The sequence below is a fragment of the Streptomyces sp. NPDC005408 genome (genome assembly GCF_040606445.1).
GTDB lineage: Bacteria > Actinomycetota > Actinomycetes > Streptomycetales > Streptomycetaceae > Streptomyces.
The window spans coordinates 84,712-108,097 of the sequence record NZ_JBEXEX010000001.1; the positions used below are offsets into that span (position 1 = coordinate 84,712).

Annotated in this window: 22 protein-coding genes; 14 read left to right on the forward strand and 8 right to left on the reverse strand. The window is 71.5% G+C overall.

Annotated elements, in window-relative coordinates; translation table 11 throughout:
• Nucleotides 1-11 precede the first annotated feature (11 nt).
• Complete coding sequence (locus ABZS64_RS00375; RefSeq protein ID WP_355821475.1) at nucleotides 12-3,416, reverse strand: BTAD domain-containing putative transcriptional regulator; 3,405 nt, start codon at nucleotides 3,414-3,416, stop codon at nucleotides 12-14.
• Between the two features lie 159 nt (nucleotides 3,417-3,575).
• Here ABZS64_RS00375 and ABZS64_RS00380 point away from each other — a divergent pair, with 159 nt between their 5' ends.
• On the forward strand, nucleotides 3,576-4,379 hold the full coding sequence (locus tag ABZS64_RS00380; protein WP_355821477.1) for a site-2 protease family protein: 804 nt from the start codon (nucleotides 3,576-3,578) through the stop codon (nucleotides 4,377-4,379).
• Here the strand turns inward: ABZS64_RS00380 and ABZS64_RS00385 are convergent.
• Both ABZS64_RS00385 and npdG read right to left on the reverse strand, forming a co-directional pair.
• The gene (locus tag ABZS64_RS00385; RefSeq protein ID WP_355821479.1) at nucleotides 4,369-4,611 is read right to left on the reverse strand and encodes a hypothetical protein; all 243 of its coding nucleotides are present in this window, start codon (nucleotides 4,609-4,611) and stop codon (nucleotides 4,369-4,371) included. The genes ABZS64_RS00380 and ABZS64_RS00385 overlap by 11 nt on opposite strands.
• Nucleotides 4,612-4,635: 24 nt before the next feature.
• Complete coding sequence (gene npdG / locus ABZS64_RS00390; RefSeq protein WP_355821481.1) at nucleotides 4,636-5,349, reverse strand: NADPH-dependent F420 reductase; 714 nt, start codon at nucleotides 5,347-5,349, stop codon at nucleotides 4,636-4,638.
• A 94-nt stretch (nucleotides 5,350-5,443) separates the two neighbouring features.
• On the opposite strand from npdG, the gene ABZS64_RS00395 reads away from it, so the two are divergent.
• Together ABZS64_RS00395 and ABZS64_RS00400 are read left to right on the forward strand one after the other, a co-directional pair.
• The gene (locus ABZS64_RS00395; protein WP_355821483.1) at nucleotides 5,444-6,049 is read left to right on the forward strand and encodes a hypothetical protein; all 606 of its coding nucleotides are present in this window, start codon (nucleotides 5,444-5,446) and stop codon (nucleotides 6,047-6,049) included.
• Between the two features lie 42 nt (nucleotides 6,050-6,091).
• Nucleotides 6,092-7,390, forward strand: coding sequence for an MFS transporter (locus tag ABZS64_RS00400; RefSeq protein WP_355821485.1), 1,299 nt, complete (start codon nucleotides 6,092-6,094; stop codon nucleotides 7,388-7,390).
• Nucleotides 7,391-7,534: 144 nt separating this feature from the next.
• Here ABZS64_RS00400 and ABZS64_RS00405 read toward each other — a convergent pair whose 3' ends face one another.
• Nucleotides 7,535-7,771 (reverse strand): hypothetical protein, encoded by a 237-nt coding sequence (locus ABZS64_RS00405; protein ID WP_355821487.1) that lies wholly within the window; start codon nucleotides 7,769-7,771, stop codon nucleotides 7,535-7,537.
• Nucleotides 7,772-7,861: 90 nt separating this feature from the next.
• On the opposite strand from ABZS64_RS00405, the gene map reads away from it, so the two are divergent.
• Nucleotides 7,862-8,719 carry a type I methionyl aminopeptidase gene (map, locus tag ABZS64_RS00410; RefSeq protein WP_355821489.1) on the forward strand — a complete coding sequence of 286 codons (858 nt, stop codon included), beginning with the start codon at nucleotides 7,862-7,864 and terminating at the stop codon, nucleotides 8,717-8,719.
• A gap of 143 nt (nucleotides 8,720-8,862) precedes the next feature.
• Entirely contained in the window at nucleotides 8,863-9,549 is a 687-nt protein-coding gene (locus tag ABZS64_RS00415) for a biliverdin-producing heme oxygenase (RefSeq protein ID WP_355822071.1), read from the forward strand.
• Nucleotides 9,550-9,556: 7 nt separating this feature from the next.
• Here ABZS64_RS00415 and ABZS64_RS00420 read toward each other — a convergent pair whose 3' ends face one another.
• Entirely contained in the window at nucleotides 9,557-10,225 is a 669-nt protein-coding gene (locus ABZS64_RS00420) for a PhzF family phenazine biosynthesis protein (protein WP_355821491.1), read from the reverse strand.
• Nucleotides 10,226-10,374: 149 nt separating this feature from the next.
• On the opposite strand from ABZS64_RS00420, the gene ABZS64_RS00425 reads away from it, so the two are divergent.
• The 7 genes from ABZS64_RS00425 (at nucleotide 10,375) to ABZS64_RS00455 (ending at nucleotide 18,058) form a co-directional block, all read left to right on the forward strand.
• The gene (locus tag ABZS64_RS00425; protein WP_355821493.1) at nucleotides 10,375-11,445 is read left to right on the forward strand and encodes an ABC transporter substrate-binding protein; all 1,071 of its coding nucleotides are present in this window, start codon (nucleotides 10,375-10,377) and stop codon (nucleotides 11,443-11,445) included.
• 257 nt (nucleotides 11,446-11,702) lie between these two features.
• Nucleotides 11,703-12,737 (forward strand): iron ABC transporter permease, encoded by a 1,035-nt coding sequence (locus tag ABZS64_RS00430; RefSeq protein WP_355821495.1) that lies wholly within the window; start codon nucleotides 11,703-11,705, stop codon nucleotides 12,735-12,737.
• Nucleotides 12,734-13,573, forward strand: a complete 840-nt coding sequence (locus ABZS64_RS00435) for a heme ABC transporter ATP-binding protein (protein WP_355821497.1) — start codon at nucleotides 12,734-12,736, stop codon at nucleotides 13,571-13,573. Before ABZS64_RS00430 ends, ABZS64_RS00435 begins: the two co-directional genes overlap by 4 nt.
• A gap of 209 nt (nucleotides 13,574-13,782) precedes the next feature.
• A complete protein-coding gene (gene efeO / locus ABZS64_RS00440) occupies nucleotides 13,783-14,925 on the forward strand; it encodes an iron uptake system protein EfeO (protein ID WP_355821499.1) in 1,143 nt (380 codons plus the stop codon).
• A 14-nt stretch (nucleotides 14,926-14,939) separates the two neighbouring features.
• Entirely contained in the window at nucleotides 14,940-16,187 is a 1,248-nt protein-coding gene (gene efeB, locus ABZS64_RS00445) for an iron uptake transporter deferrochelatase/peroxidase subunit (protein WP_355821501.1), read from the forward strand.
• 16 nt (nucleotides 16,188-16,203) lie between these two features.
• Nucleotides 16,204-17,199, forward strand: coding sequence for an iron uptake transporter permease EfeU (gene efeU, locus ABZS64_RS00450; protein ID WP_355821503.1), 996 nt, complete (start codon nucleotides 16,204-16,206; stop codon nucleotides 17,197-17,199).
• Nucleotides 17,117-18,058: a hypothetical protein gene (locus ABZS64_RS00455; protein WP_355822073.1), complete on the forward strand. Its 942-nt coding sequence runs from the start codon at nucleotides 17,117-17,119 to the stop codon at nucleotides 18,056-18,058. The genes efeU and ABZS64_RS00455 overlap by 83 nt, the downstream gene beginning before the upstream one ends.
• A gap of 271 nt (nucleotides 18,059-18,329) precedes the next feature.
• Here the strand turns inward: ABZS64_RS00455 and ABZS64_RS00460 are convergent, their stop codons facing one another.
• A complete protein-coding gene (locus ABZS64_RS00460) occupies nucleotides 18,330-19,082 on the reverse strand; it encodes a bifunctional DNA primase/polymerase (RefSeq protein WP_355821505.1) in 753 nt (250 codons plus the stop codon).
• Between the two features lie 115 nt (nucleotides 19,083-19,197).
• Nucleotides 19,198-19,815: a TetR/AcrR family transcriptional regulator gene (locus tag ABZS64_RS00465; protein WP_355821507.1), complete on the reverse strand. Its 618-nt coding sequence runs from the start codon at nucleotides 19,813-19,815 to the stop codon at nucleotides 19,198-19,200.
• 180 nt (nucleotides 19,816-19,995) lie between these two features.
• Between ABZS64_RS00465 and ddaH the strand changes: the two genes are divergently transcribed.
• Complete coding sequence (ddaH, locus tag ABZS64_RS00470; RefSeq protein WP_355821509.1) at nucleotides 19,996-20,844, forward strand: dimethylargininase; 849 nt, start codon at nucleotides 19,996-19,998, stop codon at nucleotides 20,842-20,844.
• Nucleotides 20,845-20,892: 48 nt separating this feature from the next.
• On the opposite strand, the gene ABZS64_RS00475 is transcribed toward ddaH, so the two are convergent.
• On the reverse strand, nucleotides 20,893-21,891 hold the full coding sequence (locus tag ABZS64_RS00475) for a small ribosomal subunit Rsm22 family protein (RefSeq protein ID WP_355821511.1): 999 nt from the start codon (nucleotides 21,889-21,891) through the stop codon (nucleotides 20,893-20,895).
• 164 nt (nucleotides 21,892-22,055) lie between these two features.
• Here ABZS64_RS00475 and ABZS64_RS00480 point away from each other — a divergent pair, with 164 nt between their 5' ends.
• Complete coding sequence (locus ABZS64_RS00480; protein WP_355821513.1) at nucleotides 22,056-23,381, forward strand: hypothetical protein; 1,326 nt, start codon at nucleotides 22,056-22,058, stop codon at nucleotides 23,379-23,381.
• The last annotated feature ends 5 nt before the right edge of the window (nucleotides 23,382-23,386 follow it).

Here is a 23,386-nt window from a genome sequence, read left to right on the forward strand (position 1 = left end):
CTGACGTGGGTTCACACCAGGGCGGCGGCCTCATCCAGGGTGAGGCTGCCGCCTTCGGCGTATGCGGCCTCGTACGCGGCGTCCCCGAGCGCCGCGCGGGCTGCCGCCTCGGAGGCGGCCCGGTTCTCCCGCTCCTGCCGGGCCGCGAAGTGGCGCGGTGGCAGCAGGGCGTCGGAGGCTCCGATCAGCCGGGCCGCGTCCGGCGCGCGGTCCGGCTGTCCCAGGGCCAGCGCACCGGCGGCGGTCACCAGGTGCAGCGAGGGCATCTGGGGGGCGACCAGCTGGGTCAGCGGGTCCCGCGCCTTCTCCAGCGCGTGGCGCGCTCTGCTCAGGGACTGCTCGTAGTCGCCGTCGAGAAGGTCCAGCCAGGCCAGGAAGCCGGTCACCATGCCCTCGAAGATCGCCATGGTGTTGGACTGGAACTGCACCAGCAGCAGCTCGACCTCGGCACGCGCCTCCTGGCTGCGGCCCGTGCGGCCAAGCCACAGAGCGAGGTACAGCCGGGCGAAGGCTGTCGGCTCGTTGCCTGCGCCCACAGTGTCGGCCAGCACCTCACGGATCAGGTCCTCGCCCCGCTCGCCCTCCCCCATCTCCAGCAGGATGCCGCCGAGACGGGAGCGCAGCACCGCCGTCTGGGCCTGGGCGCCGATCTGCTCGGCGTACGCGATGGCGGCCGTGAAGTCCTCGGCGGCGAGCGGGTATTCGCCGCGGCGCTCGCGTGCCTCGCCGCGCGCGGACAGGGCCTCGGCGGCGCCCCAGGCATCGCCGAGCCGGATGAAGATCTCCAGCGACTCGTCGGCGTCGAGGGCCGCGTCACCGGCCCACTCGCTGCGGTTGGCGAGGACATTGGCCCGCGCCTGGAGCGAGGCGGCGAGCTCCCACTCGTAACCGAACTCCCGGCAGGCCTCGACGCTCTTGTCGAGCAGAATCTTCAGCTGCTCGGCCTCTCCGGTCATCACGACGGCGAAGAACCAGAGCGAGCCCGGCGGACGGCAGGTCTGCGGCAGCCCTGGCCGGTAGGCCTGGGTGATCCCGCGCAGCCGCTCGATCTTCGCCGGGGTGGTCCACTCGTCGATGTCGTAGTCCATGAAGACCATCCGGATCAGCGCGGCACCGCGCCGGGCCTCCTGGAGCAGCTCGGGCGACATGGGCGGCGGCGCGTCCGTGAACCGTTCGGTGATCGGCGGCGCGGGCTCGACGGGCGGCTCGAAGGGATCGGGGCCGAGCTCGCCGACGGCCGTGGCCCAGTGGCGGGCCTCGGTGCGCAGATCCCGCATCTGCCAGTACCAGGACAGGAAGAGAACGAGGCAGAGCGCCTCGTGCTCGTCGCGGGCGGCGACGGCGCGGCGCAGCGCGGTGCGCAGATTCTCGTACTCGAGCTGCAGCAGATCGACGGCCGCGCGCTGGCCGGAGCCGCGCAGCAGGGGGTCGGTGGCGCGCGCCAGCTCCCGGTAGTGGACCAGGTGCCGCCGCTCCACGGTGGCGCGTTCGGCGGCCTGGTCGAGGCGCTCGGACGCGTACTCTCCGACGGTTTCGAGGAGGCGGTAGCGCATCCGGCCGTCGGGGGTGGGGGCGGCGACGACGAGGGACTTGTCGATCAGGGATCCGAGTACGTCGGCGACGTCGAGGTCCTCGCCCGGCTCCGCACAGACGGCCTCGGCGGCGGGGAGGTCGCAGCCGCCCGCGAAGACCGACAGCCGCCGCAGTACGGCGCGTTCGGCGTCGTCGAGGAGGTCCCAGGACCAGTCGACGACGGCACGGAGTGTCTGCTGGCGCGGCAGTACGGTGCGGCTTCCGCTCGTCAGCAGGCGGAAGCGGTCGTCGAGACGGTCGGCGATCTGGCGCGAGCTGAGCATCCGCAGCCGGGCGGCGGCGAGTTCGATGGCGAGCGGGAGTCCGTCGAGTCGGTGGCAGATCTCGGCGGCGGCCTCCGGGTCGTCCTCGATACGGAAGCCGGGCTTCGCCGCCGCGCCGCGGTCGGCGAGCAGGCGCAGCGCCATCGGGTCGGGCAGCGGGTCCACCGGGCGCACCAACTCGCCCGGCACGCCCAGTGGTTCGCGGCTGGTCGCCAGCACCGTGACGCCCGGGCAGCTTTCGAGCAGCCGCTCGGCAAGGGTGGCGGCGGCGCCGACGACATGCTCGCAGTTGTCGAGGAGCAGGAGCATGTGGCGGCGTGCGCAGTGCTCGGTCAGCCGTACGAGGGCGTCGTCACTGTGCCGCTCCGCGGCCCGCATCTCCTCGGCACCGGCGCCGCGCAGCACGGTCTCGCGCGCGCCGAGCGCGGTGAGGACGGCCTCGGGGACGGTCTCCGGGTCGTCCACGGGCGCGAGTTCGGCGAGCCAGACCCCGTCCGGCCACGGACTCTCCGCGTTCCCGGCGACCCGCTCGGCGGCCTCCTGCGACAACCGCGTCTTCCCGGCGCCGCCGGGACCGAGCAGGGTGACGAGCCGGGCGGCGGAGAGGTCGCCGTGGATGGTGTGGATGTCGGCGTCGCGCCCGACGAAGGAGGTGAGGCGGGCGCGCAGGTTGCCGGGGGTGGGGGGCGCGCCTGCGGCGGGCCCGCGCGGCGGAGCCGCAGATCGATACAGCCCCGCCCCGCCCCTTCCCGCTGTGACACTTTGCGGCTCCGCCGCGTGGGGGGCTCCGCCCCCGGACCCCCGCGCCTCGAACGCCGGCTGGGCTGAATCGGCGAGCGACGGAGAGAGCAACTCCCCGTGCAGCGACCGCAGTTCATGGCTCGGGTCCGCGCCCAGACTGTCGGCCAGTAGCAGGCGTACCTCCTCGTACGCCGCCAGCGCCTCCGCCCCCCGCCCCGCGTCCCGCAGCGCCCGCAGGCGCAGCACCTGGAGGCGTTCGTCCAGCGGGTGCGCCTCGCACAGCGCGGCGAGCTCCGGCAGTGCCTCCTCCGCGCGGCCGAGCGCGAGCGCCGTCGCCAGGTGGGCCCGGCGGGCGTCCAGCCGGCGGGCCTCCCAGCGTGCTGCCTCGGGCCCGCGGCCCGGGAGGTCGGCCAGCACCGGCCCCTGCCAGAGCGCCAGCGCGTCGTCGAGGAGGGCTGCCGCCTTCACCGCGTCGCCCTCGTCCAGCGCCCGCGCTCCCTCGCCCGCAAGCCGGTCGAACCGGTGGAGGTCCACATCGTCGCTCGATGCGCACAGCCGGTATCCGCCGCCGTCCGCGGAGGCGACCGCCGCATGACCCAGCGCCCGCCGCAGCCGCCCGACGAGCGCCTGTACCGCGGCCACCGCGTCCGCCGGCGGATCGCCGTCCCACACGTCGTCGACGAGGACGCCGACCGGGACCGTACGTCCGGCCCGTAGCGCCAGCACGGTCAGCAGCGCGCGCAGCCGCGCACCGCCGAGCGCGACGGGCGTGCCGTCGTCGTGAAGTGCCTGAGTGGTGCCGAGAACCCGATAGTGCACCCGACCATTGTCACCGGTGCCGATCCGGGCCCGCGCAGCAGGAACCCCGGCACATCCCCGGGACGTTCTCCCCACGTCACCGGTACGGTCGATCAGCACGTCCCTCCCCCTACGCCCTGGCGGGCGTGGGGAGACCCCCAGCCCTCAGGAGCCGCACCCATGACCACCGCCACCTCTCGCCACAGCGACCGGCGCATCAGTCCGGTGTTCCTCGGGATCGTCGCCGTGATGGCGGTGACCGGCTGGGCGGTGTGGACGGACTTCGCGGCGACCCCGGGCGTCGCCGTGTTCCTGTTCGTGACGTCGGCGTGGATCGTCTCGCTGTGTCTGCACGAGTACGCGCACGCCCGCACGGCGCTGCACAGCGGCGACATCTCCATCGGCACAAAGGGGTACTTGACGCTCAATCCGCTCAAGTACACGCATGCGCTGCTGAGCATCGTGCTTCCGGTGCTGTTCGTGATCATGGGCGGCATCGGCCTGCCGGGCGGCGCGGTCTTCATCGAGCGGGGCCGTATCCGGGGCCGCTGGAAGCACAGCCTGATCTCGGCGGCGGGGCCGCTGACGAACGTACTGTTCGCGCTCGTGTGCACCGCGCCGTTCTGGCTGGACGCGCTGGACGGGGTGCCGGTGGTCTTCCGCTTCGCGCTCGCGTTCCTGGGCCTGCTCCAGATCACCGCCGCGATTTTGAACTCCCTGCCGGTGCCCGGCCTCGACGGCTACGGCGTGATCGAACCGTGGCTCTCGTACAAGATCCGCCGCCAGGTCGAGCCGTTCGCACCCTTCGGGCTGCTCGCGGTCTTCGGCGTGCTGTTCATCCCCGAGGTGAACCACGCGTTCTTCGACGCCATCGACGCGATCCTGCGGGGACTGGGGATCAGCGAGGCGGAGACGTACTGCGGGCAGGACTTCTACCGCTTCTGGCAGACGAGCGACTTCTGCGAGTCGGTCCTCAACCGGTAGCCCCGCGGGTCTGGCGCTCGGCCCTGGCCCGGCGCAGGTAGTACCACGCCATGTTCGACGCGAGCCCGGCCAGCAGCACCCACACGATCCCGAGCCAGAGGCCCTGCACGAAGGACACCACCGCCGCGGCGACGGCGAGGATGCAGACGACGAGTGAGTACAGAGCGAGGCGGGGCATGGGGTACGGCTCCTGTCGGGGTACTGATGACATACGCCGTCCAGTGTCCCCCATGCCTCCGCCCGTCCCTGTCACCGCCTACACGTCGGTGACGCGCAGACCCGCGTGCGCCTTGTAGCGGCGGTTCACCGAGATCAGGTTGGCGACCAGCGACTCGACCTGGTGGGCATTGCGCAGCCGGCCCGCGAAGACTCCGCGCATGCCCGGGATGCGGCCCGCCAGCGCCTGCACGATGTCGGTGTCCGCGCGCACCTCGCCCAGCACCATCACATCGGTGTCGATCTCCTCGATCGACTCGTCCTGCAGCAGTACGGCGGACAGATGGTGGAAGGCGGCGGTCACCCGCGAGTCCGGCAGCAGGGCGGCGGCCTGCTCGGCGGCGCTGCCCTCCTCCGGCTTGAGGGCGTACGCGCCCTTCTTGTCGAAGCCGAGCGGGTTGACGCAGTCGACGACGAGCTTGCCCACGAGCTCCTTCTGCAGGGTTTCGAGGGTCTTGGCGTGCCCGTCCCACGGCACGGCCACGATCACCACGTCGCTGCGCCGCGCGCACTCGGCGTTGTCGGCGCCCTCGATGCCGAGGCCCAGCTCGGCGGCCGCGGTCTCGGCGCGCTCCGTGGCGCGGGAGCCGATGATCACCTTCTGGCCCGCCCTGGCCAGCCGGTACGCGAGCCCGCGGCCCTGGTCCCCGGTGCCGCCGAGAACGCCGACGACCAGGCCGGATACGTCGGGAAGGTCCCAGGGGTCCTTGGCGGGGGCCTTCGGCGCGGTGCCTGCACTGTCACGAGAAGTCATGCGCCCGACCTTACTTCCTGGTATCGGCGCCCGATCGGGTGAGTCGCCCGCAATCCGGCCCGCCCGGTACGGCCGTGGTGCAGGATGCGGGGCCATGGATGCCGTAAGGGTCGCGCTGCTGCGTGAGGTCCTCGCCGGTACGGAGTGGCCGGCGGCGACCCGGCGCTTCGCCGGGGTGCTGCGGTCGTCGGTGGTGCCGCAGGGCGGCGGGCTGTTGCTGGTGGGGACCGAGGAGTACGAGCCGTGGCATCTGGCCGCGCATCTCGTGGACGAGGCGGCCTGGTCGGGGCAGCCCGAGCTGACCCCGACGCTCGTACGGCACCGGGTGCGGCCCGGGGACCCGGCCCAACTGGCCGTCGGGCTCGGCAGACTTGAGGCGGCACGACGCGGCGAGACCCTGCTGGTGGTGGCCCCCACGCGGCCGGACGCGGGGCTCCTCGAGCGGGTGCACGACGCACGGCGGGCCGGAGCGACGGTGCTGGCCCTGGACGGCGGGGACGCGGAGGTGCGCGGTCTGGCGCACGAGTCGCTGACGGTGGCGGACCGGGTCGACGAGGTCGACATCGACACGGTGCAGCATCTGGTGAGCGCGGCGGCCGGGGAGAACGTGGTGCCCGTGGCGCGCGGGCGGCGGCGGCTCAGGGACCGGCTCTCGCGGCTCGCGGACCAGCTCACGTCACCGCCGCCGGCCCGCTGGTAATTCGGTTGCCGGTGGCCACGAGGGCCCGGACGATGGCCCCTCGTGACCTCCAAGCCCTCCAAGCCCCGCCGCCTCTCCGCCGTGCTGCCCGACCTGTCGCCGTGGCGGTCGTCCCGCGACTTCCGGCTGCTGTGGATCCAGGGCCTGGTCACCTACTTCGGCAGCTTCATGGCGATGGTCGCGCTGCCGCTCCAGATCAAGGACCTCACCGGATCACCGCTCGCGGTGGGTGCGATGGGCGCGGTGGAACTCGTGCCGCTGGTGGTCTTCGGCCTGTACGGCGGGGCGCTGGCGGACGCGGCCGACCGCCGCAAGCTGATCCTGGGCACCGAGGCGGGCCTGGGCCTGCTGGCCGTGATCCTGCTGGTGAACGCGCTGCTGCCCGAGCCCATGCTCTGGCCGCTGTACGTGGTCGCGGCCGGCGTCTCCGCGCTGGCCGGTCTGCAACGCCCGGCGCTGGACTCGCTGATGGCCCGTATCGTCCCGCACGACCAGCTGACGGCGGCGGCCGCGCTCAACGCTCTGCGCTGGCAGCTCGGCGCGATCGCGGGTCCGGCGCTGGCGGGTCTGGTCGTTGCGTACGCGGGTCACGCACCGGCGTACGCGATCACGGTCCTCGGCTTCGTCGCGTCCGTACTGCTGTGCCTGCGCCTGGCCCCCGCGCCGCCCGCGCACGACGCCGAGAAGCCGTCGCTGCGAGGCATCGCGGAGGGGGCGCGCTACGCCTGGTCGCGGCCTGTGCTGCTCGGTACGTATGCCATCGACCTGGCGGCGATGTTCTTAGCCTTCCCGAACACGATCTTCCCGTTCCTCGCGGACGAACTGGACGCGGAGTGGGCGCTTGGCCTCATGTACGCGGCGGGCTCGGTCGGCTCCGTGGCGCTGAGCCTGACCAGCGGCTGGACGTCCCGGGTGCGGCGGCACGGATGGTTCGTGGTCTTCGGCGCCACGGGCTGGGGCCTGGCCATCGCGGCGGCGGGTTGGTTCTCGAACGTCTGGCTGGTACTGCTGTGCCTGGCGCTCGCGGGCGCGGGCGACATGCTGAGCGGCCTGGGCCGCTCGACCATCTGGAACCAGACGATCCCGGAGGAGCTGCGGGGCCGGCTGGCGGGCATCGAGGTGCTCTCGTACAGCGTGGGCCCCCAACTGGGCCAGGTCCGCGCGGGCGTGATGGCGGGCTGGACGGGGACGCGCACGGCGATCTGGGGCGGGGGTGTGGCGTGCGTGGCGTCCGTGGGGGTGCTGGCAGCGGCGCTGCCGGGGTTGTTGGGGTATGACTCCGATACGGACGAGGATGCGGTGCGGAGGCGTGCGCAGCGGGAGGAAACGGCGCGAGCCTGACGCGCCGCGCCTGCGGCGGGCCTTGTCCCCTACCCGCCCCTTCCCGAACTGGGGCAAGCCCCAGACCCCGTATGCGACCTTCGGCCGCATGTCCTCAAACGCCGGACGGGCTGAAATTCAGCCCCGCCGGCGTTTGAGCCCCGGTTACTCCGCGTCGTCGTCGCCCGCCGTCGCGGACTTGTCATGCCACCGCGGATCCGTCTCCCACTCCAGATTCCGCTCCCGCGCCGTCTCCATCGCCTGCTCCGCCTCCCCGCGCGTCGCGTACGGGCCGAAGCGGTCCTTCGCCGGGCACTCGGGGCCCTCCTCGACCTTCTTGTGCTCCAGGCAGTAGTACCACTCGCCCGGCTTTCCGACCGTGCGCTTCTTGAACAGGGCCATCGTCGGCTCCTTCCTCTCCCGCCATGCTGCCCCACAGCCTCCCCCTTAGCCCTTCGGGCAAGGGAGGGACCCCCTCGTTAGACTCGCGGCATGTCTGGCCAGTCGCTGCTCGTACCAGGGGAGCTCTCTCCCATCCGCTCCGTCCCCGGCAACATCCGGCGCCCCGAGTACGTCGGGAAGCCCGCGCCGACGCCGTACACCGGGCCGGAGGTCCAGGACTCCGACACTGTCGAGCGCATGCGCATCGCCGGTCGTATCGCCGCGCAGGCGATGGAGGAGGCCGCCAAGCACATCTCGCCCGGCGTGACCACGGACGAACTGGACCGGGTCGCGCACGAGTTCATGTGCGACCACGGCGCCTACCCCTCGACGCTCGGCTACCGCGGGTTCCCCAAGTCGCTGTGCTCCTCGGTCAACGAGGTCATCTGTCACGGGATCCCGGACTCGACGGTCCTGCGCGACGGCGACATCGTGAACCTCGACGTCACCGCGTACATCAACGGCGTACACGGCGACAACAACGCCACCTACCTCTGCGGCGACGTCGACGAGGAGTCGCGGCTGCTGGTCGAGCGGACCCGGGAGTCCCTCAACCGCGCCATCAAGGCGGTCAAGCCGGGCCGCCAGGTCAATGTCATCGGGCGGGTCATCGAGTCGTACGCCAAGCGCTTCGGCTACGGCGTGGTCCGCGACTTCACCGGGCACGGGATCAACTCGTCGTTCCACTCGGGGCTGATCATCCCGCACTACGACGCGGCGCACGCGACGACCGTCATCCAGCCGGGCATGACGTTCACGATCGAGCCGATGCTCACGCTGGGCACGCACGAGTACGACATGTGGGACGACGGCTGGACCGTGGTGACCAAGGACCGCAAGCGGACCGCGCAGTTCGAGCACACCCTCGTGGTGACCGAGAGCGGGGCCGAAATTCTCACGTTGCCCTGATCGCTCCGAGGGGTAGGGTTTTTACCGACAGGACGTCGGGAACACATTGACTTAGGTAAGCCTAAGCAGGAAGATCGATGGCAGCAAGCGCCAGTGCCGCCATCGCTTCCTTTCCCGTCACCATCGGTCCCCGGAGGCCCGCCTTGGACGCCACCACCACAACCGGTACGCCCTTCTCGACGGTCATCCGCATCGCTTCGCACGAGCAGCACACCGAGGCGGAGACCTCGACCTTCATGAGCGACCTGCTCGGCGGCCGGCTGGGCGTGGCGGCATACGCCCGCTACACCGAGCAGCTGTGGTTCTTGTACCGGGCGCTGGAGGACGGCGCCGAGTCGCTCGCGGACGACCCGGTCGCGGGGCCCTTCATCCGGCCCGAGCTGATGCGTACGACCGAGCTGGAGCGGGACCTGGCACACCTGCGGGGCGCGGACTGGCGCGCAGGGCTGGCGCCGCTGCCCGCGACCGCCGCGTACGCCGAGCGGGTCGCGTACTGCGCGCGCAGCTGGCCCGCGGGATATGTCGCGCACCACTACACCCGCTACCTCGGGGATCTCTCCGGCGGCCAGATCATCCGCGACAAGGCGGAGAAGACCTGGGGCTTCGCGCGCAAGGGCGACGGGGTGCGGTTCTACGTCTTCGAGCAGATCCCCAACCCGGCGGCGTTCAAGCGGGGTTACCGGGAGCTGCTCGACGCGGTGAACGCGGACGATCTGGAGAAGCAGCGGATCGTCGACGAGTGCAAGCGGGCGTTCGACTACAACGGCGCGGTGTTCCGCGAGCTGGGGGCCGCCACCGAATCACGTCGAAGGGGCCCGCTCAGCGCGTAAGCGGCAGTCAGCGCGCGGGAACGGGGGCCGCCAGGCGCACGCGGCCGCCGATCTCGATCGCGCCGTCGGGGCCGGGTGCGGTCAGGATCTGCGACCCCCGGCCCTGCGTGATGTTCAGCGCCCGGCCCAGCCGGTCGGTGAGCAGCAGTGCGGCGGCACCGGTCGCCTCGTCCTCGTCGATACCGTCGCCCCGCCCGGGGAAAGCACGCGCCCGGACCCGGCCGGCGGCCTCGTCCTCCCATCCCCACGCGTACATCCACTCACCGGGCGGCGGCACCTCCAGCGCGTCGACCTCGGCGGCCGAGGCGTACTGCCGCAGCGTGCGCGGCGGCGCCCACTCCGCGCGTGCCGTGATCCAGGTGAACTCCCCGTCCTGGCGCACCCACACCTCGCCCGCGGGAGGATTCACCACCTCCAGATCGAGCAGCCAGGCGGCGCCGACGAGGGGGTGCCCGGCGAAGGGGAGCCGGAGGCCGGGGGTGTAGATGTCGACGACGCCGCGCTCGGGGTCGTCGACGAACACAGTCTCGCTGAACCCGAGTTCGGCGGCGAGGGCCTGCCGGGAGGCCCGGTCGGGGAAGGCGCGGGGGTCGCGGACGACACCGAGGGTGTTGCCGTGGCGGCCGTCGGCGCCGCAGAAGACCTGGAGTACGTCGAGCACGTCGAGTTCGTTCACCCCGGCATTCAAACACCGGCCCGTCCGCCGCGGGTCCCGCTCCTCAAGCGCGCCCCCTGGCTAGTGAAGTAAGGCTAACCTAAGCTGACTGCGACGGGGGCCGAAAGACCTCCGGTCGCACGAACTCCCACTGGACAGAGCAGCACCCCATGGCAGACTGCCGCCGACCACTGTTAGACAATGAACAAGAGGAAGGTGTCCCGGTGCGCACAACTCGCCTTGCCGGCGCGGTGATTTCCGTGCTCGCCCTAGCCCTGACGGCCGGCGGATGCGGCAGTACGGACGACGCCGGACCGGCCACGAACGGGAAGCAGGCCGGGGCCGCCGCCGCACCCAACCGGGTCGAGCCGCTGGCCGCGGCACCGAAGCCACAGGTGCCGGTCACCGTGACGTCGGCGGACGGGAAAAGAGTCACTGTCGCGTCGGCCGAGCGGATCGTGCCGCTGACTCCGGCGCTGAACGAGATCGTCTTCACCCTCGGCTTCGGCAAGCAGGTTGTGGCCCGCGACAACGCGACGAACTTCGAACAAGCCAAGAAACTCCCCGTGGTGACACGCGCTCACAATGTCTCCGCGGAAAGCGTGTTGTCGCTGAAGCCGACGATCGTCCTCGCCGAGACCCTGACCGGTCCGGCCGAGGCCATCGACCAGATACGCGACGCGGGCGTCCCGGTCGTGCTGGTCAAGCCGGGCAAGAGCCTGGCCGATGTGGGGCCGCGGATCGACGTGGTCGCGGCGGCGCTGGGGGTCAAGCCGGCGGGCGACGAGCTGAAGAAGCGCACGCAGAGCCGTATCGACGCGGTCCAGAAAAAGATTCCGCAGCCGAAGGACGGGAAGAAGCCGCGGGTCGCGTTCCTGTATCTGCGGGGCTCTGCGTCGGTCTATCTGATCGGCGGCAGCGAATCGGGGGCGACATCGCTGCTGGAGGCGGCGGGCGCGGTGGACGCGGGCAAGGAGTCCGGTCTGACGAAGGACTTCACGCCGATCACGAGCGAGGCGCTGGCGAAGGCCGCGCCCGAGGCGCTGCTGGTGATGACGGAAGGGCTGGAGTCGGTGGGCGGGGTTGACGGGCTGCTCAAGATTCCGGGCGTGGCGCAGACGCCGGCGGGCATGGACCGCAGGGTCGTCTCGGTCGACGACGGGGTGATCCTGAACTACGGGCCGCGCACGGATCAGGTGCTGAAGACGCTGGTCGACCAGCTGTACGCGAACGGAAGTTGAGGATGTCGTCCACGTCTGCGGAGGAGGCCCGGGCGGAGCCTGGGCCTCCGGCCCCTGAGCGGGACGGTGCGGTGGCGGGCCGACCCCAACCGGGCGGTCCTGGCGCGCCGGGCGGTGTGGAGCCCAACTCACCTGCGGTGAACGGGGCTTCCGGGGCCGGCGTTGCGCCTGCGGCGGCTTCGTTACCCACCGCGCCCCTTCCCGAACCGGGGGCTCCGCCCCCGGACCCCCGCGCCTCAAACGCCGCCGAGGCCGACATGCCCGCAAGGCGCCGCGCGTACCTGCTCACCGGGACCCTCGTCGTCTCTCTCCTCGTCCTCTCCCTCCTCTCCGCCGGGCTCGGCGCCTACGACATCCCCCTCGGTGACGTCGTCTCCTCCCTCCAGCACCGCATCGGGCTCGGCGGGCACGCCCTCGACCGGGTCGGGGAGAGCGTCCTGTGGAATGTCCGGCTGCCGCGCGTCGTGCTCGCGTTACTCGTCGGGGCCTCCCTCGGGTGCGCCGGCGCGCTGATGCAGGGCGTCTTCGGCAATCCCCTCGCCGAGCCCGCCATCATCGGGATCGCCTCCGGCGCGGCTGTCGGTGCCGTCGGGGCCGTCGCGCTCGGGCTGAGTTTTCTGGGGAACTGGACCGTGACCGCCTGCGCCTTCGTCGCCGGGCTGGTCACCGTGCTTGTCGTGTACTCCCTGTCCCGGTCGGGCGGCCGGACCGAGGTCGTCACGCTGATCCTCACCGGCATCGCCGTCAACGCCTTCGCCGGCGCCCTGATCGGGATCTTCATCTTCTTCGCGGACAACGCCCAGATCACCCAGATCACCTTCTGGCAGCTCGGCTCGCTCTCCCAGTCGACCTGGCCGAGGGTGCTCGCCGTACTGCCCTGCGCGGTCGCCGGGCTCGCCATCGCCCCTTTCTACGCACGCAAACTGGACCTGCTGGCCCTCGGCGAACGGCCCGCCCGGCATCTCGGTGTCGACGTCGAGCGGCTCCGTATCGCCCTCGTACTGGTCGTCGCGCTGCTCACGGCCGCCGCTGTCGCCGTGGCGGGGATCATCACCTTCGTCGGCCTGCTCGTGCCGCATCTGCTGCGGATGGCGCACGGCTCCGGCCACCGCTATCTCATCCCGGGCAGCGCGCTCGGCGGGGCGCTGATGCTTGTCGCGGGCGACCTCGCCGCGCGGACCGTCGCCGAGCCCGCGGAGCTTCCGCTCGGTGTGCTCACCGCCCTCTTCGGCAGCCCGTTCTTCTTCCTGCTGCTGCGCAGGACCCGTCGTAGGCAAGGGGGTTGGGTATGAGGGCCCTGAAGCGTCTCTTCGCCGCACGCGGGCGCGAACTGCCCGCTCCGCCCACCCCCGGCAGCCCCCTCGTCGAGGCGCGCGGACTCCATGTGCGGCTCGGGCAGCGCGAGGTGCTCGGCGGTGTCGATCTCGACGCCCGCGCCGGCGAGGTGCTCGCGCTCGTCGGGCCCAACGGCGCCGGGAAGTCGACCATGCTCGCCGCCCTTGCCGCCGATCTGCCCGCGGCCCGGGGCGAGCTGCGGATCGCGGGCCGCCCGGCCGCCGAGCTGTCCCCTCCCGAACTGGCCCTGCGCCGGGCCGTGCTGCCCCAGTCCGCCACCCTGTCGTTCCCCTTCCCGGTGGAGGACGTCGTACGGATGGGACGCGCACCCTGGGCCGGTACCGCCCTGGAAGACGAGGACGACGCGGCCGTCGCCGAGGCGATGGCCGCCACCGAGGTGGCGGAATTCGCGGCGCGCCCCTTCTCCGCGCTGTCCGGCGGCGAGCGCGCCCGGGTCGCCCTGGCCCGCGTACTCGCCCAGCGCGCCCCTCTGCTCCTGCTCGACGAGCCGACCGCCGCGCTCGATCTGCGCCACCAGGAGCTGGTGCTCCGCGTCTGCCGGGAGCGCGCCGCGGCCGGGGACGCCGTCGTCGTCGTCCTGCACGACCTCGGTCTCGCCGCCGCGTACGCGCACCGGGTCGCCGTGCTCCACGCCGGACGGATAGCTGCCGAGGGTCCGCCCGCCGGGGTCCTGGACGACGAGCTGCTGAGCCGCGTCTACCGTCAGCCGGTCGAGGTGCTGCCGCATCCGCGGACCGGGGCGCCGCTGGTCGTACCGAAGAGGGCGGTGTAGAGGGCCTGCAGAGGTAGAGGGCCTGCAGAGAGGGCGACACGGGAACGATCGGCGTGATGTTCGCTTGACCTCCTCGTGACAGTGCCGTGTCCGTAGCGCGGATTTGAGAGCTACATCACTGGACGGGTGGGTAGTGGTGAGGTAAGCCTCGGTTAAGTTAGGTCCGCCTCACCGCCCGTTCCCCGGTACTCGTCCTTTGTGGAGCCCGTATGCGACCCGTCCGTCTGTCCGTCGTCACCGCCGCCGCCACCGTTGCGGCTCTGACCGCCGTCACGGGATGCGCCGAGAAGAGCGAGGCCAAGGGCGGAGACGGAGCCGTCTCCGTCACGGCGAAGGACGACGCCTGCGAGGTGTCGAAGAAGGAGTTCCCGGCCGGCCATGTCGAGCTGGCCATCGAGAACAAGGGCACCAAGGTCACCGAGGTCTACCTCCTCTTCCCGGACGACCGCATCGTCTCCGAGCGCGAGAACATCGGCCCCGGCACCAAGCAGAAGCTCACCGCCGAGGTGAAGGCCGGCGACTACGAGATCGCCTGCAAGCCCGGCATGAAGGGCGACGGCATCCGCCAGAAGATCACCGTCACCGGCGGCGGCAAGGCCGCCAAGCGCAGCCCCGAGATGGACAAGGCCGTCGCCGAGTACCGCACGTATGTGCAGGCCCAGGCCGACGAGACCCTGCCCAAGGTCAAGGTCTTCACGGACGCCGTGCAGGCGGGCAACATCGAGGCCGCGAAGAAGGCGTACGCCGACTCGCGTATCGGCTGGGAGCGCACCGAGCCCGTCGCTGAGTCCTTCGGTGACATCGACCCGAAGGTGGACCTCCGCGAGGACGGCCTGGAGAAGGGCCAGAAGTGGACCGGCTGGCACACGCTGGAGAAGGCGCTGTGGCAGGACAAGAAGATCGGCGCCGAGGAGAAGACCCTCGCCACCACCCTCATCACCGACCTGACCGCCTGGCAGAAGCGGGTCGGCACGGCGGAGATCACGCCGACCTCCATGGCCAACGGCGCCAAGGAGCTGCTCGACGAGGTCGCCACCGGCAAGGTCACCGGTGAGGAGGAGCGCTACAGCCACACCGACCTGGTGGACTTCAAGGGCAACGTCGAGGGTGCGCAGAAGTCGTACGAGCTGCTCAAGCCGGTCGCTTCCAAGAACAACCCGAAGCTAGTCGCCGAGCTGGACAAGCAGTTCGCGGCACTGAACACGCTGCTCGACAAGTACCGCACGAACCCGGCCTCCTACGAGTTCACCTCGTACGACAAGGTCGGCAAGGCGGAGCGCAAGGAGCTGTCGGACGCCGTCAACTCCCTTGCGGAGCCCCTGTCCAAGCTCGCCGCCGCCGTCGTGAAGTAGGGGGGGACCAGAAGATGTCCGAGGAGACCACCAACAAGCAGGCGCCGACCCGTCGTTCGCTGATCGGCTGGGGCGGTGCAGGGCTCGCGCTCGGCGCCGCCGCGGCCGGCGGCGCTGTCGCCCTGACCCGCCAGGAAACGCCCGTGCCCGCCGCCGAGAGCGGCGCGGCCGTGCCCTTCCACGGCGCGCACCAGGCCGGTATCGCCACCGCCGTACAGGACCGGCTGCACTTCGCGACCTTCGATGTGAAGACGAAGGACCGCGCCGAGCTGGTCCAGTTGCTCAAGGACTGGACCCGGGCGGCGGAGCGCATGACCGCCGGACAGGCCGTCGGCGAGGGCGCGTTCGGTGGCCTCGCCGAGGCGCCGCCGGACGACACCGGCGAGGCGCTCGGCCTCAAGCCGTCCCGGCTGACCCTCACCATCGGCTTCGGCCCGTCCCTGTTCGCCAAGGGCCGCTTCGGCCTGGAGGGCAAGCGCCCGGCTGCCCTGGCGGAGCTGCCCGCGTTCCCCGGCGACAATCTCGACCCGGCGCGCAGCGACGGCGACATCTGTGTGCAGGCCTGCGCGGACGACCCGCAGGTCGCCGTGCACGCGATCCGCAACCTCGCCCGGATCGGCTTCGGCAAGGTCGCCGTCCGCTGGTCGCAGCTGGGCTTCGGCAAGACCTCCTCCACGACGCCCGACGCGCAGACCCCGCGCAACATGATGGGCTTCAAGGACGGCACCCGGAACATCGCGGGTACGGACACGGCCGCGCTCGACAAGCATGTCTGGGTCTCCGAGAAGGAGGGCTCGGGCTGGCTGACGGGCGGCTCGTATCTCGTGGCGCGCCGGATCCGGATGAACATCGAGACCTGGGACCGCACCCCGCTCAGCGAGCAGGAGGACATCTTCGGCCGCGACAAGGGCGAGGGCGCACCGGTCGGCAAGGCCAAGGAGCGCGACGAGCCGTTCCTGAAGGCGATGCTGCCGACCGCGCATGTGCGGCTCGCGCACCCCGACTCCAACGGCGGCGCGAAGATCCTGCGCCGCGGCTACTCCTTCACCGACGGCACCGACGGTCTGGGCCGCCTGGACGCGGGGCTGTTCTTCCTCGCCTACCAGCGCGACGTCCACAAGGGCTTCATCCCCGTGCAGCGCTCGCTGGCGGCGAACGACACCCTCAACGAGTACATCCAGCACGTGGGTTCGGCGCTGTTCGCCGTCCCGCCGGGCGTCCGCGACAAGGACGACTGGTGGGGCCGGGCGCTGTTCTCCTGACCTGAAGGGACCCGACGTGTTCGGCAACTATCTGATCGGCCTTCGCGAGGGCCTGGAAGCCAGCCTCGTCGTCTGCATCCTGATCGCGTATCTGGTGAAGACGGAGCGCCGTGACGCGCTCCGTCCGATCTGGATCGGCATCGGGGTCGCGGTCACGATCTCGCTCGGCTTCGGCTTCGCGCTCGAATTCGGCTCGCAGGAGCTGACGTTCGAGGCACAGGAGCTGCTCGGCGGCTCGCTGTCCATCGTCGCCGTGTGCCTGGTGACCTGGATGGTCTTCTGGATGCGGCGCACCGCGCGGCATCTGAAGGCCGATCTGCACGGCAAGCTGGATGCCGCGCTGCAAATGGGCACGGCCGCGCTGGTCGCCACCGCGTTCATGGCGGTGGGACGCGAGGGCCTGGAGACCGCGCTGTTCGTCTGGGCCTCGGTCAGGGCCGCCACCGACGAGAACAGCGGCACGCAGGCGCCGCTGATCGGTGTGCTGCTCGGCATCGCCACCGCGGTCCTGCTGGGCTGGCTGTTCTACCGGGGCGCGCTGCGGATCAACCTCGCCAAGTTCTTCACCTGGACCGGCGGCATGCTGGTGATCGTGGCGGCCGGTGTGCTGGCGTACGGCGTCCATGACCTGCAGGAGGGGCGCTTCCTGGGCGGTCTGGCGGACAAGGCCTTCAACATCACGACCACGATTCCGCCGGACAGTTGGTACGGCACGCTGCTGAAGGGCGTGTTCAACTTCCAGCCCGACCCGACCGTCCTCCAGGTCACGGTGTGGGTGCTCTATCTGATCCCGACGCTCGGCCTGTTCCTGGCCCCGGTAGGGTTCGGACGGTCAGTGGGGGTCAAGGAGCAGAAGGCAACGAAGGCAACCGATGAGAAGGCCGATTCGGGTGGGAAGGCTGCGTCTGGCGGCGACGGGGCTCACGGCGATGACAGTGCTGTCGCTGACGGCGAGCGGGTGCGTGACGGTGCACGGGGAGCGGGAGGTCGTACCGTCGGCGACGAAGGCTGAGGCCGCGCAGGCACTCAAGGACTTCACCGACGCGTACAACCAGGCCGACAAGGCCTACGACCCCGCTCTGGACGAGGACCATGTCACCGGTGCGCTCGGGGCGATCAACCAGGCGGGCCTCAAGGCGCGCAGCGTCAACTACCCGGACGGCAACCCGCAGCATGTGCCGCTGGAGCTGACCGACGCCAAGTTCACCATCCCGAAGAAGGCCGGCTGGCCGCGCTTCTTCCTCGCGGACGTGGACTCCAACCGCGACCAGGACCAGGGGAATCAGGACAACCGCTGGGTGCTGGTCTTCGTGCGCGACAGCCCGGACGACCTGTGGCAAGCGGCGTATCTGACGATCCTGGCGCCCGACGGGCTGCCGGCCCTGAAGACGGACAAGGACGGCTGGGCCGAGCCGGTCGCCCCGGACAGCGCGGCGCTCGTGGTCGCTCCCCGCGATCTGAGCGAGGAGTACGCCTCGTACATGCAGAACGGGAAGCCGCAGCACTTCAAGGACGGACCGCACACCTCTGGCTGGCGCGAGTCCCGCAAGAAGGACGAGAACCTTCCGGGGATACGGACGCTGTACATCGACCAGCCGCTGGACTCCGACAACTTCGCGCCGCTCGGGTTCGTCACGGCGGACGGCAGCGCGCTGGTCTTCTTCACCGTACGCAACTTCGAGCGGCAGATCGCCGCGAAGGGTGTACGGCTGCAGGTCACCCCGGATGTGAAGGCACTGCTGACGGGCCAGGTGACGTCCACGCTCACCAAGGAGCGGGTCTCGAGCCAGGCGGTGACGGTGCCGGAGGGCGGCGGCAAGGTCGATGTGCTCGGACGCCTGACGGGCCTTACGGCGGCGAAGGGTTCGTAGCCGGTGGCCGGGGCTCCGCCCCCGGACCCCGGACCTCGCCCCCGGACCTAGGGCCTGTCGTTTGGATCAGGCCGGATCAGTGAGCGGCCCGCCGCGGAGCGGCTGATGTCACTGCGGTGCGTGCGATCGCAAGACGGAGGAAGGAGCCGACGCGGAGCGTCGGCGACTGACGACAACGCAGCGTGGGGGCACCTCCCGCGCCCGAAGGGCTACGGGGGAGTGCGCACCAGGGCACACGAGCCCGGCAAGATCCGAACGACAGGCCCTAGGTCTAGCGGCCCAGCGGCCAGGCCACCGCGTGCTGGTCCACCGACTCGTTCTCGCCCGCGTACTTCGCGCACGCGTCCGTCAGCGTCTCCAGCAGCGTGAGCGGGTCGGGCAGCGGATGCTCAAGCCCGCGTACCCAGTTCACCTCAAGATCGCCGGGCAGCCGCGCGGGCGGTACGAGCACATAGCTGCCGCGGCAGTGCCAGCGCAGTCCCGGGTGCTCGTCCATCGTCTCGGGGTGGCAGTCCAGCTCGCAGGGCCACCACTCGTCCTCGTCCTCGGGGGTGCCGCGGGTGGCGGTGAAGAACAGCATCCGGTCCTCGCCGTCCTCAGCTACCGGGCCGACCTCGATGTTCTGGTCGAGGAGCCGTTCGAGGGCGCTGCGGCCCGCCTCCAGCGGGACGTCGAGCACGTCGTGGACCATGCCGGTCGCGGTGATGAAGTTCGCCTCCGGCTGGCCTTTCGCCCACCGGTCGATCTGGCCGCGGTCGGTCGTGGACTGCGTCTGCCAGGCGAAGGAGAGTGGGTGCCTGCCCGGCGTGGGACAGCCGATGCGCTCACAGGAACATCGGTAGGAGACGGGGTGCGCGGCGGGCGCGAGCGGCAGTCCCGCGGCGGCGGCAGCCAGCAGCAGGGTCTCGCGGCGGGAGTCGTCGGCGTCGGTGTTCTTGGGGCGCCGGCGCAGCCACTGGGGCAGCCGGCTCTCCCGGGACAGCCTGTCCCCCGTGCCGCGGAAGCGGCCGATACCGTCGCCCATCTATCCCCTCACACCTCACGCTCGCTCCAGGCGGACTCTGCCATGGTCCCACCATCCTGCTCCCCCGGTGGCCACGGTCACCGACCGGGGTCCTTCCGGCATATTCCGCGAGGGCTCAGGGAGTCGCGGCGGGCCTCGGCGCGAGGCCGTGGAGGGCGTACTCGACGACCGCGTCCGCGTAGTCGTGGGTGAGCGGAAGAGTGCGCAGCAGCCAGCGGTGTGCAAGGGGGCCGGTGAACAGCTCCAGGGCGATACGGGGGTCGATGCCGGCGCGTACTTCCCCGGTCTTCTGCGCCGAACGCAGGCGCTTCACATAGAGCTGGAGCTGCGGTTCGAGCAGCTTCTCCACGAACTGGGCGGACAGCTCCGCGTCGACCACGCCCGCGGCGGTGAGCGCCCGGGCGGGGGCGTCGTAGGCGGGACTGTTCATCTCGTCTACGGTGGCGCGCAGCACGAGCGTGAGGTCGGCTTCGAGGTCGCCGGTGTCGGGGATCTCGCTCTCGCCCGCGGCGGCCTGCTCAGCGAGGTCGAGGAAAGCCTCGAGAAGGACGGCCGCCTTGGAGGGCCACCAGCGGTAGATGGTCTGCTTGCCGACGCCGGCGCGGGCGGCGATGCCCTCGATGGTGGTCTTGGTGTAGCCGAGCTCTCCGACGAGGGCGAGGGCGGCGTCGTAGATGGCGCGGCGGGAGCGTTCGCTGCGGCGGGTGGAGTCGGGCGCCCTGGTGTCGGTCATGACGCCAATCTACCAACGAGACGTATCGTCTCGCATGCGGCCGCAGGGAATGAAGCACGGGCGTACGGCGACCGGCAGGTCACGTACAAGACGATGAATCACCCGATCGGTTCACAGCGCGCGGGCCCCGCAGGCCTCACCATGGCGGCAGTTGCCCCACCCGTCCGTGAGGAGCCCTCATTGCCCCGTGACGCCACACCCCGGCGCTACCTGATGTGCCCACCCGCGCACTTCAAGGTCACGTACTCCATCAACCCATGGATGGATCCGGCCAAGCCGGTCGACCTGCCGCTCGCCCTCGCCCAGTGGGAGGACCTGCGCGACCGCTACCGCTCGCTCGGCCACACCGTCGAACTGCTGGAGCCGCAGGAGGAACTGCCCGACATGGTCTTCGCCGCGAACGGCGCGACCGTGATCGACGGCCGGGTGCTCGGCGCCCGCTTCGCGCACGAGGAGCGCACGGCCGAGGCCGACGCGCATCTCGACTGGTTCCGGGCGAATGGTTTCACCGAGATCCACGAGCCCGCGCACATCAACGAGGGTGAGGGCGACTTCGCCGTCACAGCGTCCTATCTGCTGGCGGGGCGGGGCTTCCGCTCCAGCCCCCTCTCGCACGCCGAGGCGCAGGAGTTCTTCGGCCGTCCGGTCATCGGGCTGGATCTGGTGGACCCGCGGTACTACCACCTGGACACGGCGCTGTGCGTGCTCGACGACGCGGCCGACGAGGTCATGTACTACCCCGGCGCGTTCTCCCCGGGCAGCCGTTCCGTACTGGCCCGGCTCTTCCCCGACGCCCTGATCGCGCAGGAGCAGGACGCGGCGGAGTTCGGTCTGAACGCAGTGAGCGACGGCAGCCATGTGCTGCTGCCGCTGGCGGCGGTGGGACTGTTCGAGCCGCTGCGGGAGCGGGGGTTCGAGCCGGTGGGCATGGACCTGAGCGAGCTGCTGAAGGGCGGCGGCAGCGTGAAGTGCTGTACGCAGGAGCTGCGCACCGGATGGGGCGCGGCGCCTGAGGGTCGTGGAGCCTGAGGGTCGTGGAGCCGGACGGTCGTTGCTGGGCGTCGCGGCGCCCGGAGGTCACGCGTCGTGGGGCGGCCAGGTGTCGCCCCACGACGCGTCCCGGGCCTCCTTGTACAGAGCGCCCTGGCGCTTCGTCACCGTGTCGCGGCGCAGCTCGTCCGTGGCCGTGCACAGGTCGAGCAGGACCAGGCCCTTGCGGATCTGGGGCTTGCGGGTGATCCGGGACGCGGCCGGGGATGCCGGGAAGCGCACCGCGGCGACGTAGCTGAACTTCTCGTCCTCGTACGGGAGTGAGCCGCCCTTCACCTGGCGGTGGAGCGAGGAGCGGCTGACCCGGGCCGCGAAGTGGCACCAGTCGGAGCCCGGCTCGATGGGGCAGGCGGCGCTGTGCGGGCAGGGCGCGGCCACCGTCAGGCCCGCCGCGATCAGGCGGTCGCGGGCCTCGATGATGCGGTCGTAGCCGTCCGGGGTGCCGGGCTCGACGATCACCACGGCCTGGGCGGTGCGGGCCGCCTCGGTGACGACCGCGGCCCGGTCCTTCGCGGTGAGCTCCTTCAGGACGTACGAGACCGTGACGAGATCAGTGCTCTCGATACGGAGCGACGCGCTGATCCGGGAGCGCTGCCACTCGGCGGCCCGCAGCGCGGGAACGCCCGAGGCGACGGCCAGTTCGCGCCCCAGCGCCAGCGCGGGCTCGGCCCAGTCGAGGACCGTCGTGCGCGGGGCGTCCTCCTCCCACGCCTCGGCGACCGCCCAGCTCGCCGCGCCCGTACCGCCGCCGATGTCCGTGTGCGTCGCCGGAGTCCACTCGGGCGCCGCGGCCCGCAGAGCGGCGAGCGCGGACCGTACCGCCTCGAAGGTCGCAGGCATCCGGTACGCGGCGTACGCGGCGACGTCCGAGCGGTCCCGCAGCACCGGGGCGTCGGTCGGGGTGGTCCCCCGGTAGTTGGCGATCAGCCGGTCGACGGCCTGTGCGGCCTGCGTCGGCGGCAGCCCGTCAAGGAGCCCGGCCAGGGCACTGCGCAGGGTTTCCGCGGTGGGGAGTGTGGCGTTCACCGGGAAATTCTAGGTCGCCCCCGGGCCTGCCCGCGCACCGGTCCGAACGGCACAGAACCGCGACGATACGGGGACAGAATCGAACTGCTGGGAGCACGGCGGCAGTTGCTACGCTGACGGCCGTCGCCGCACACGGAACGTGCTGCACCGCTCACGGGGGGACCATGAGACAGCGGGTCGTGCGCCTGGCCCTGGTGGCCGGGGTGACCGTACTGGCCCTGCTGCTCCTGCTCAGCATGTGCGGCGGGGGCGAGGGCGGCGCGGGCGGTGACAAGCCCCGTAAGCCGGTCCGGCACAGCGCGGCGCCCCTGACCCGGCTCACCGTTCCCTCCGCCTACGACACCCGGCAGGGCTGGGAGATCTCCAACGCGTCGCCCGAGTACGCGATCGCACAGGACAGCGGCCGCATCGGCTATCTGGAGCGGGTCCAGGACGACAGCTTCCGGCTGCGCACCCTCGACGCGGCGACTGGCAGGCCCGGCTGGACGGGACTGCCCTGGCATCCGCCGGCCACCACCGACCAGTTCCCGCGGCTGCTCTCCGTCACCAAGGACGGCCACGAGTACTTCGTCACCTGGTCCTTCGGCAAGGCGGGTGAGGACGCGCTGACGACGGCGGACACCTTTGTCGCGCTGGACGTGTACGACGCCGCGGACGGCGCCCGGCAGCGGATCGAGGTCCCCTGGCCCGCCGCGCCGACCGTCTCCGGCACCGGCCCCGGCATCCTCATCAGCGACGGCCGCACCCGGACCGCTGTCGTCGACCCGGTGTCGGGCCAGGTGACGCAGGTGCCGGAGAGCGCGCTCGGACACCCCAAGGGCTGTCCGGGCTGCCGCCGGCTCACCGAGGTCCGCGCGGTGACCGCCAAGGGCCTGCTGCTGAGCGGGGATCCGGGTTTCTGGGTGCGCGGCGGCTACTCCAGCCGCGATGTGGCTCCGGCCCGTACCGACCCCGCCTCGGGCGTGCCGACCTCGATCACCCCCGGCTACGTACTGGCCAAGTGGCAGCCCGCGAAGGGCGGCAGGAACGGCCAGGACGCGGCGGCGTACGACATCTGGGCGGTGCACGATGTCACGACCGGGAAGCCGCTGGTCCAGGCGCGGTGCCACAAGCCCGCGATCGAGCCGGGTGAGTATCCGCAGGCGGTGCTCGCGCCCGGGGGCGGCTATCTGGTCGCCGGGAATCTGGCCTTCGACCTGGAGCAGGGCACGGCCCACTGCTTCGAGCAGTCGGACGGCTCCAAGCCGCTCACCCTGACGACCGTGACGGACTCCGGCACGGCGTACGGAGCGACCAGCGCGCTCGGCGTGGCGGACGCGCTGGACGGCGGCGGGGACCCGATCGAGCTGGACCTGTCCACCGCCGTGCCGCGGGCGCTCTCACCCAATGTCCGGCTGCCGGCCGCGGAGACCGCGGGCGTCGGGATCTTCAGCTGGACCGATGCGAAGGACCGGCTGCATCTGATCGGGTACCCGCGCCGCGAGCAGTGAGCAGG

Bases quoted from the DNA above. Each gene is read 5' to 3' on its own strand.
- ABZS64_RS00380 (WP_355821477.1), top strand. From the start codon at position 3,576: ATGACCACCGCCACCTCTCGCCACAGCGACCGGCGCATCAGTCCGGTG.
- ABZS64_RS00385 (WP_355821479.1), bottom strand. From the start codon at position 4,611: ATGGGGGACACTGGACGGCGTATGTCATCAGTACCCCGACAGGAGCCG.
- npdG (WP_355821481.1), bottom strand. From the start codon at position 5,349: ATGACTTCTCGTGACAGTGCAGGCACCGCGCCGAAGGCCCCCGCCAAG.
- ABZS64_RS00395 (WP_355821483.1), top strand. From the start codon at position 5,444: ATGGATGCCGTAAGGGTCGCGCTGCTGCGTGAGGTCCTCGCCGGTACG.
- ABZS64_RS00405 (WP_355821487.1), bottom strand. From the start codon at position 7,771: ATGGCCCTGTTCAAGAAGCGCACGGTCGGAAAGCCGGGCGAGTGGTAC.
- map (WP_355821489.1), top strand. From the start codon at position 7,862: ATGTCTGGCCAGTCGCTGCTCGTACCAGGGGAGCTCTCTCCCATCCGC.
- ABZS64_RS00425 (WP_355821493.1), top strand. From the start codon at position 10,375: ATGGCAGACTGCCGCCGACCACTGTTAGACAATGAACAAGAGGAAGGT.
- ABZS64_RS00430 (WP_355821495.1), top strand. From the start codon at position 11,703: ATGCCCGCAAGGCGCCGCGCGTACCTGCTCACCGGGACCCTCGTCGTC.
- ABZS64_RS00435 (WP_355821497.1), top strand. From the start codon at position 12,734: ATGAGGGCCCTGAAGCGTCTCTTCGCCGCACGCGGGCGCGAACTGCCC.
- efeO (WP_355821499.1), top strand. From the start codon at position 13,783: ATGCGACCCGTCCGTCTGTCCGTCGTCACCGCCGCCGCCACCGTTGCG.
- efeB (WP_355821501.1), top strand. From the start codon at position 14,940: ATGTCCGAGGAGACCACCAACAAGCAGGCGCCGACCCGTCGTTCGCTG.
- ABZS64_RS00455 (WP_355822073.1), top strand. From the start codon at position 17,117: ATGACAGTGCTGTCGCTGACGGCGAGCGGGTGCGTGACGGTGCACGGG.
- ABZS64_RS00460 (WP_355821505.1), bottom strand. From the start codon at position 19,082: ATGGGCGACGGTATCGGCCGCTTCCGCGGCACGGGGGACAGGCTGTCC.
- ABZS64_RS00465 (WP_355821507.1), bottom strand. From the start codon at position 19,815: ATGACCGACACCAGGGCGCCCGACTCCACCCGCCGCAGCGAACGCTCC.
- ABZS64_RS00480 (WP_355821513.1), top strand. From the start codon at position 22,056: ATGAGACAGCGGGTCGTGCGCCTGGCCCTGGTGGCCGGGGTGACCGTA.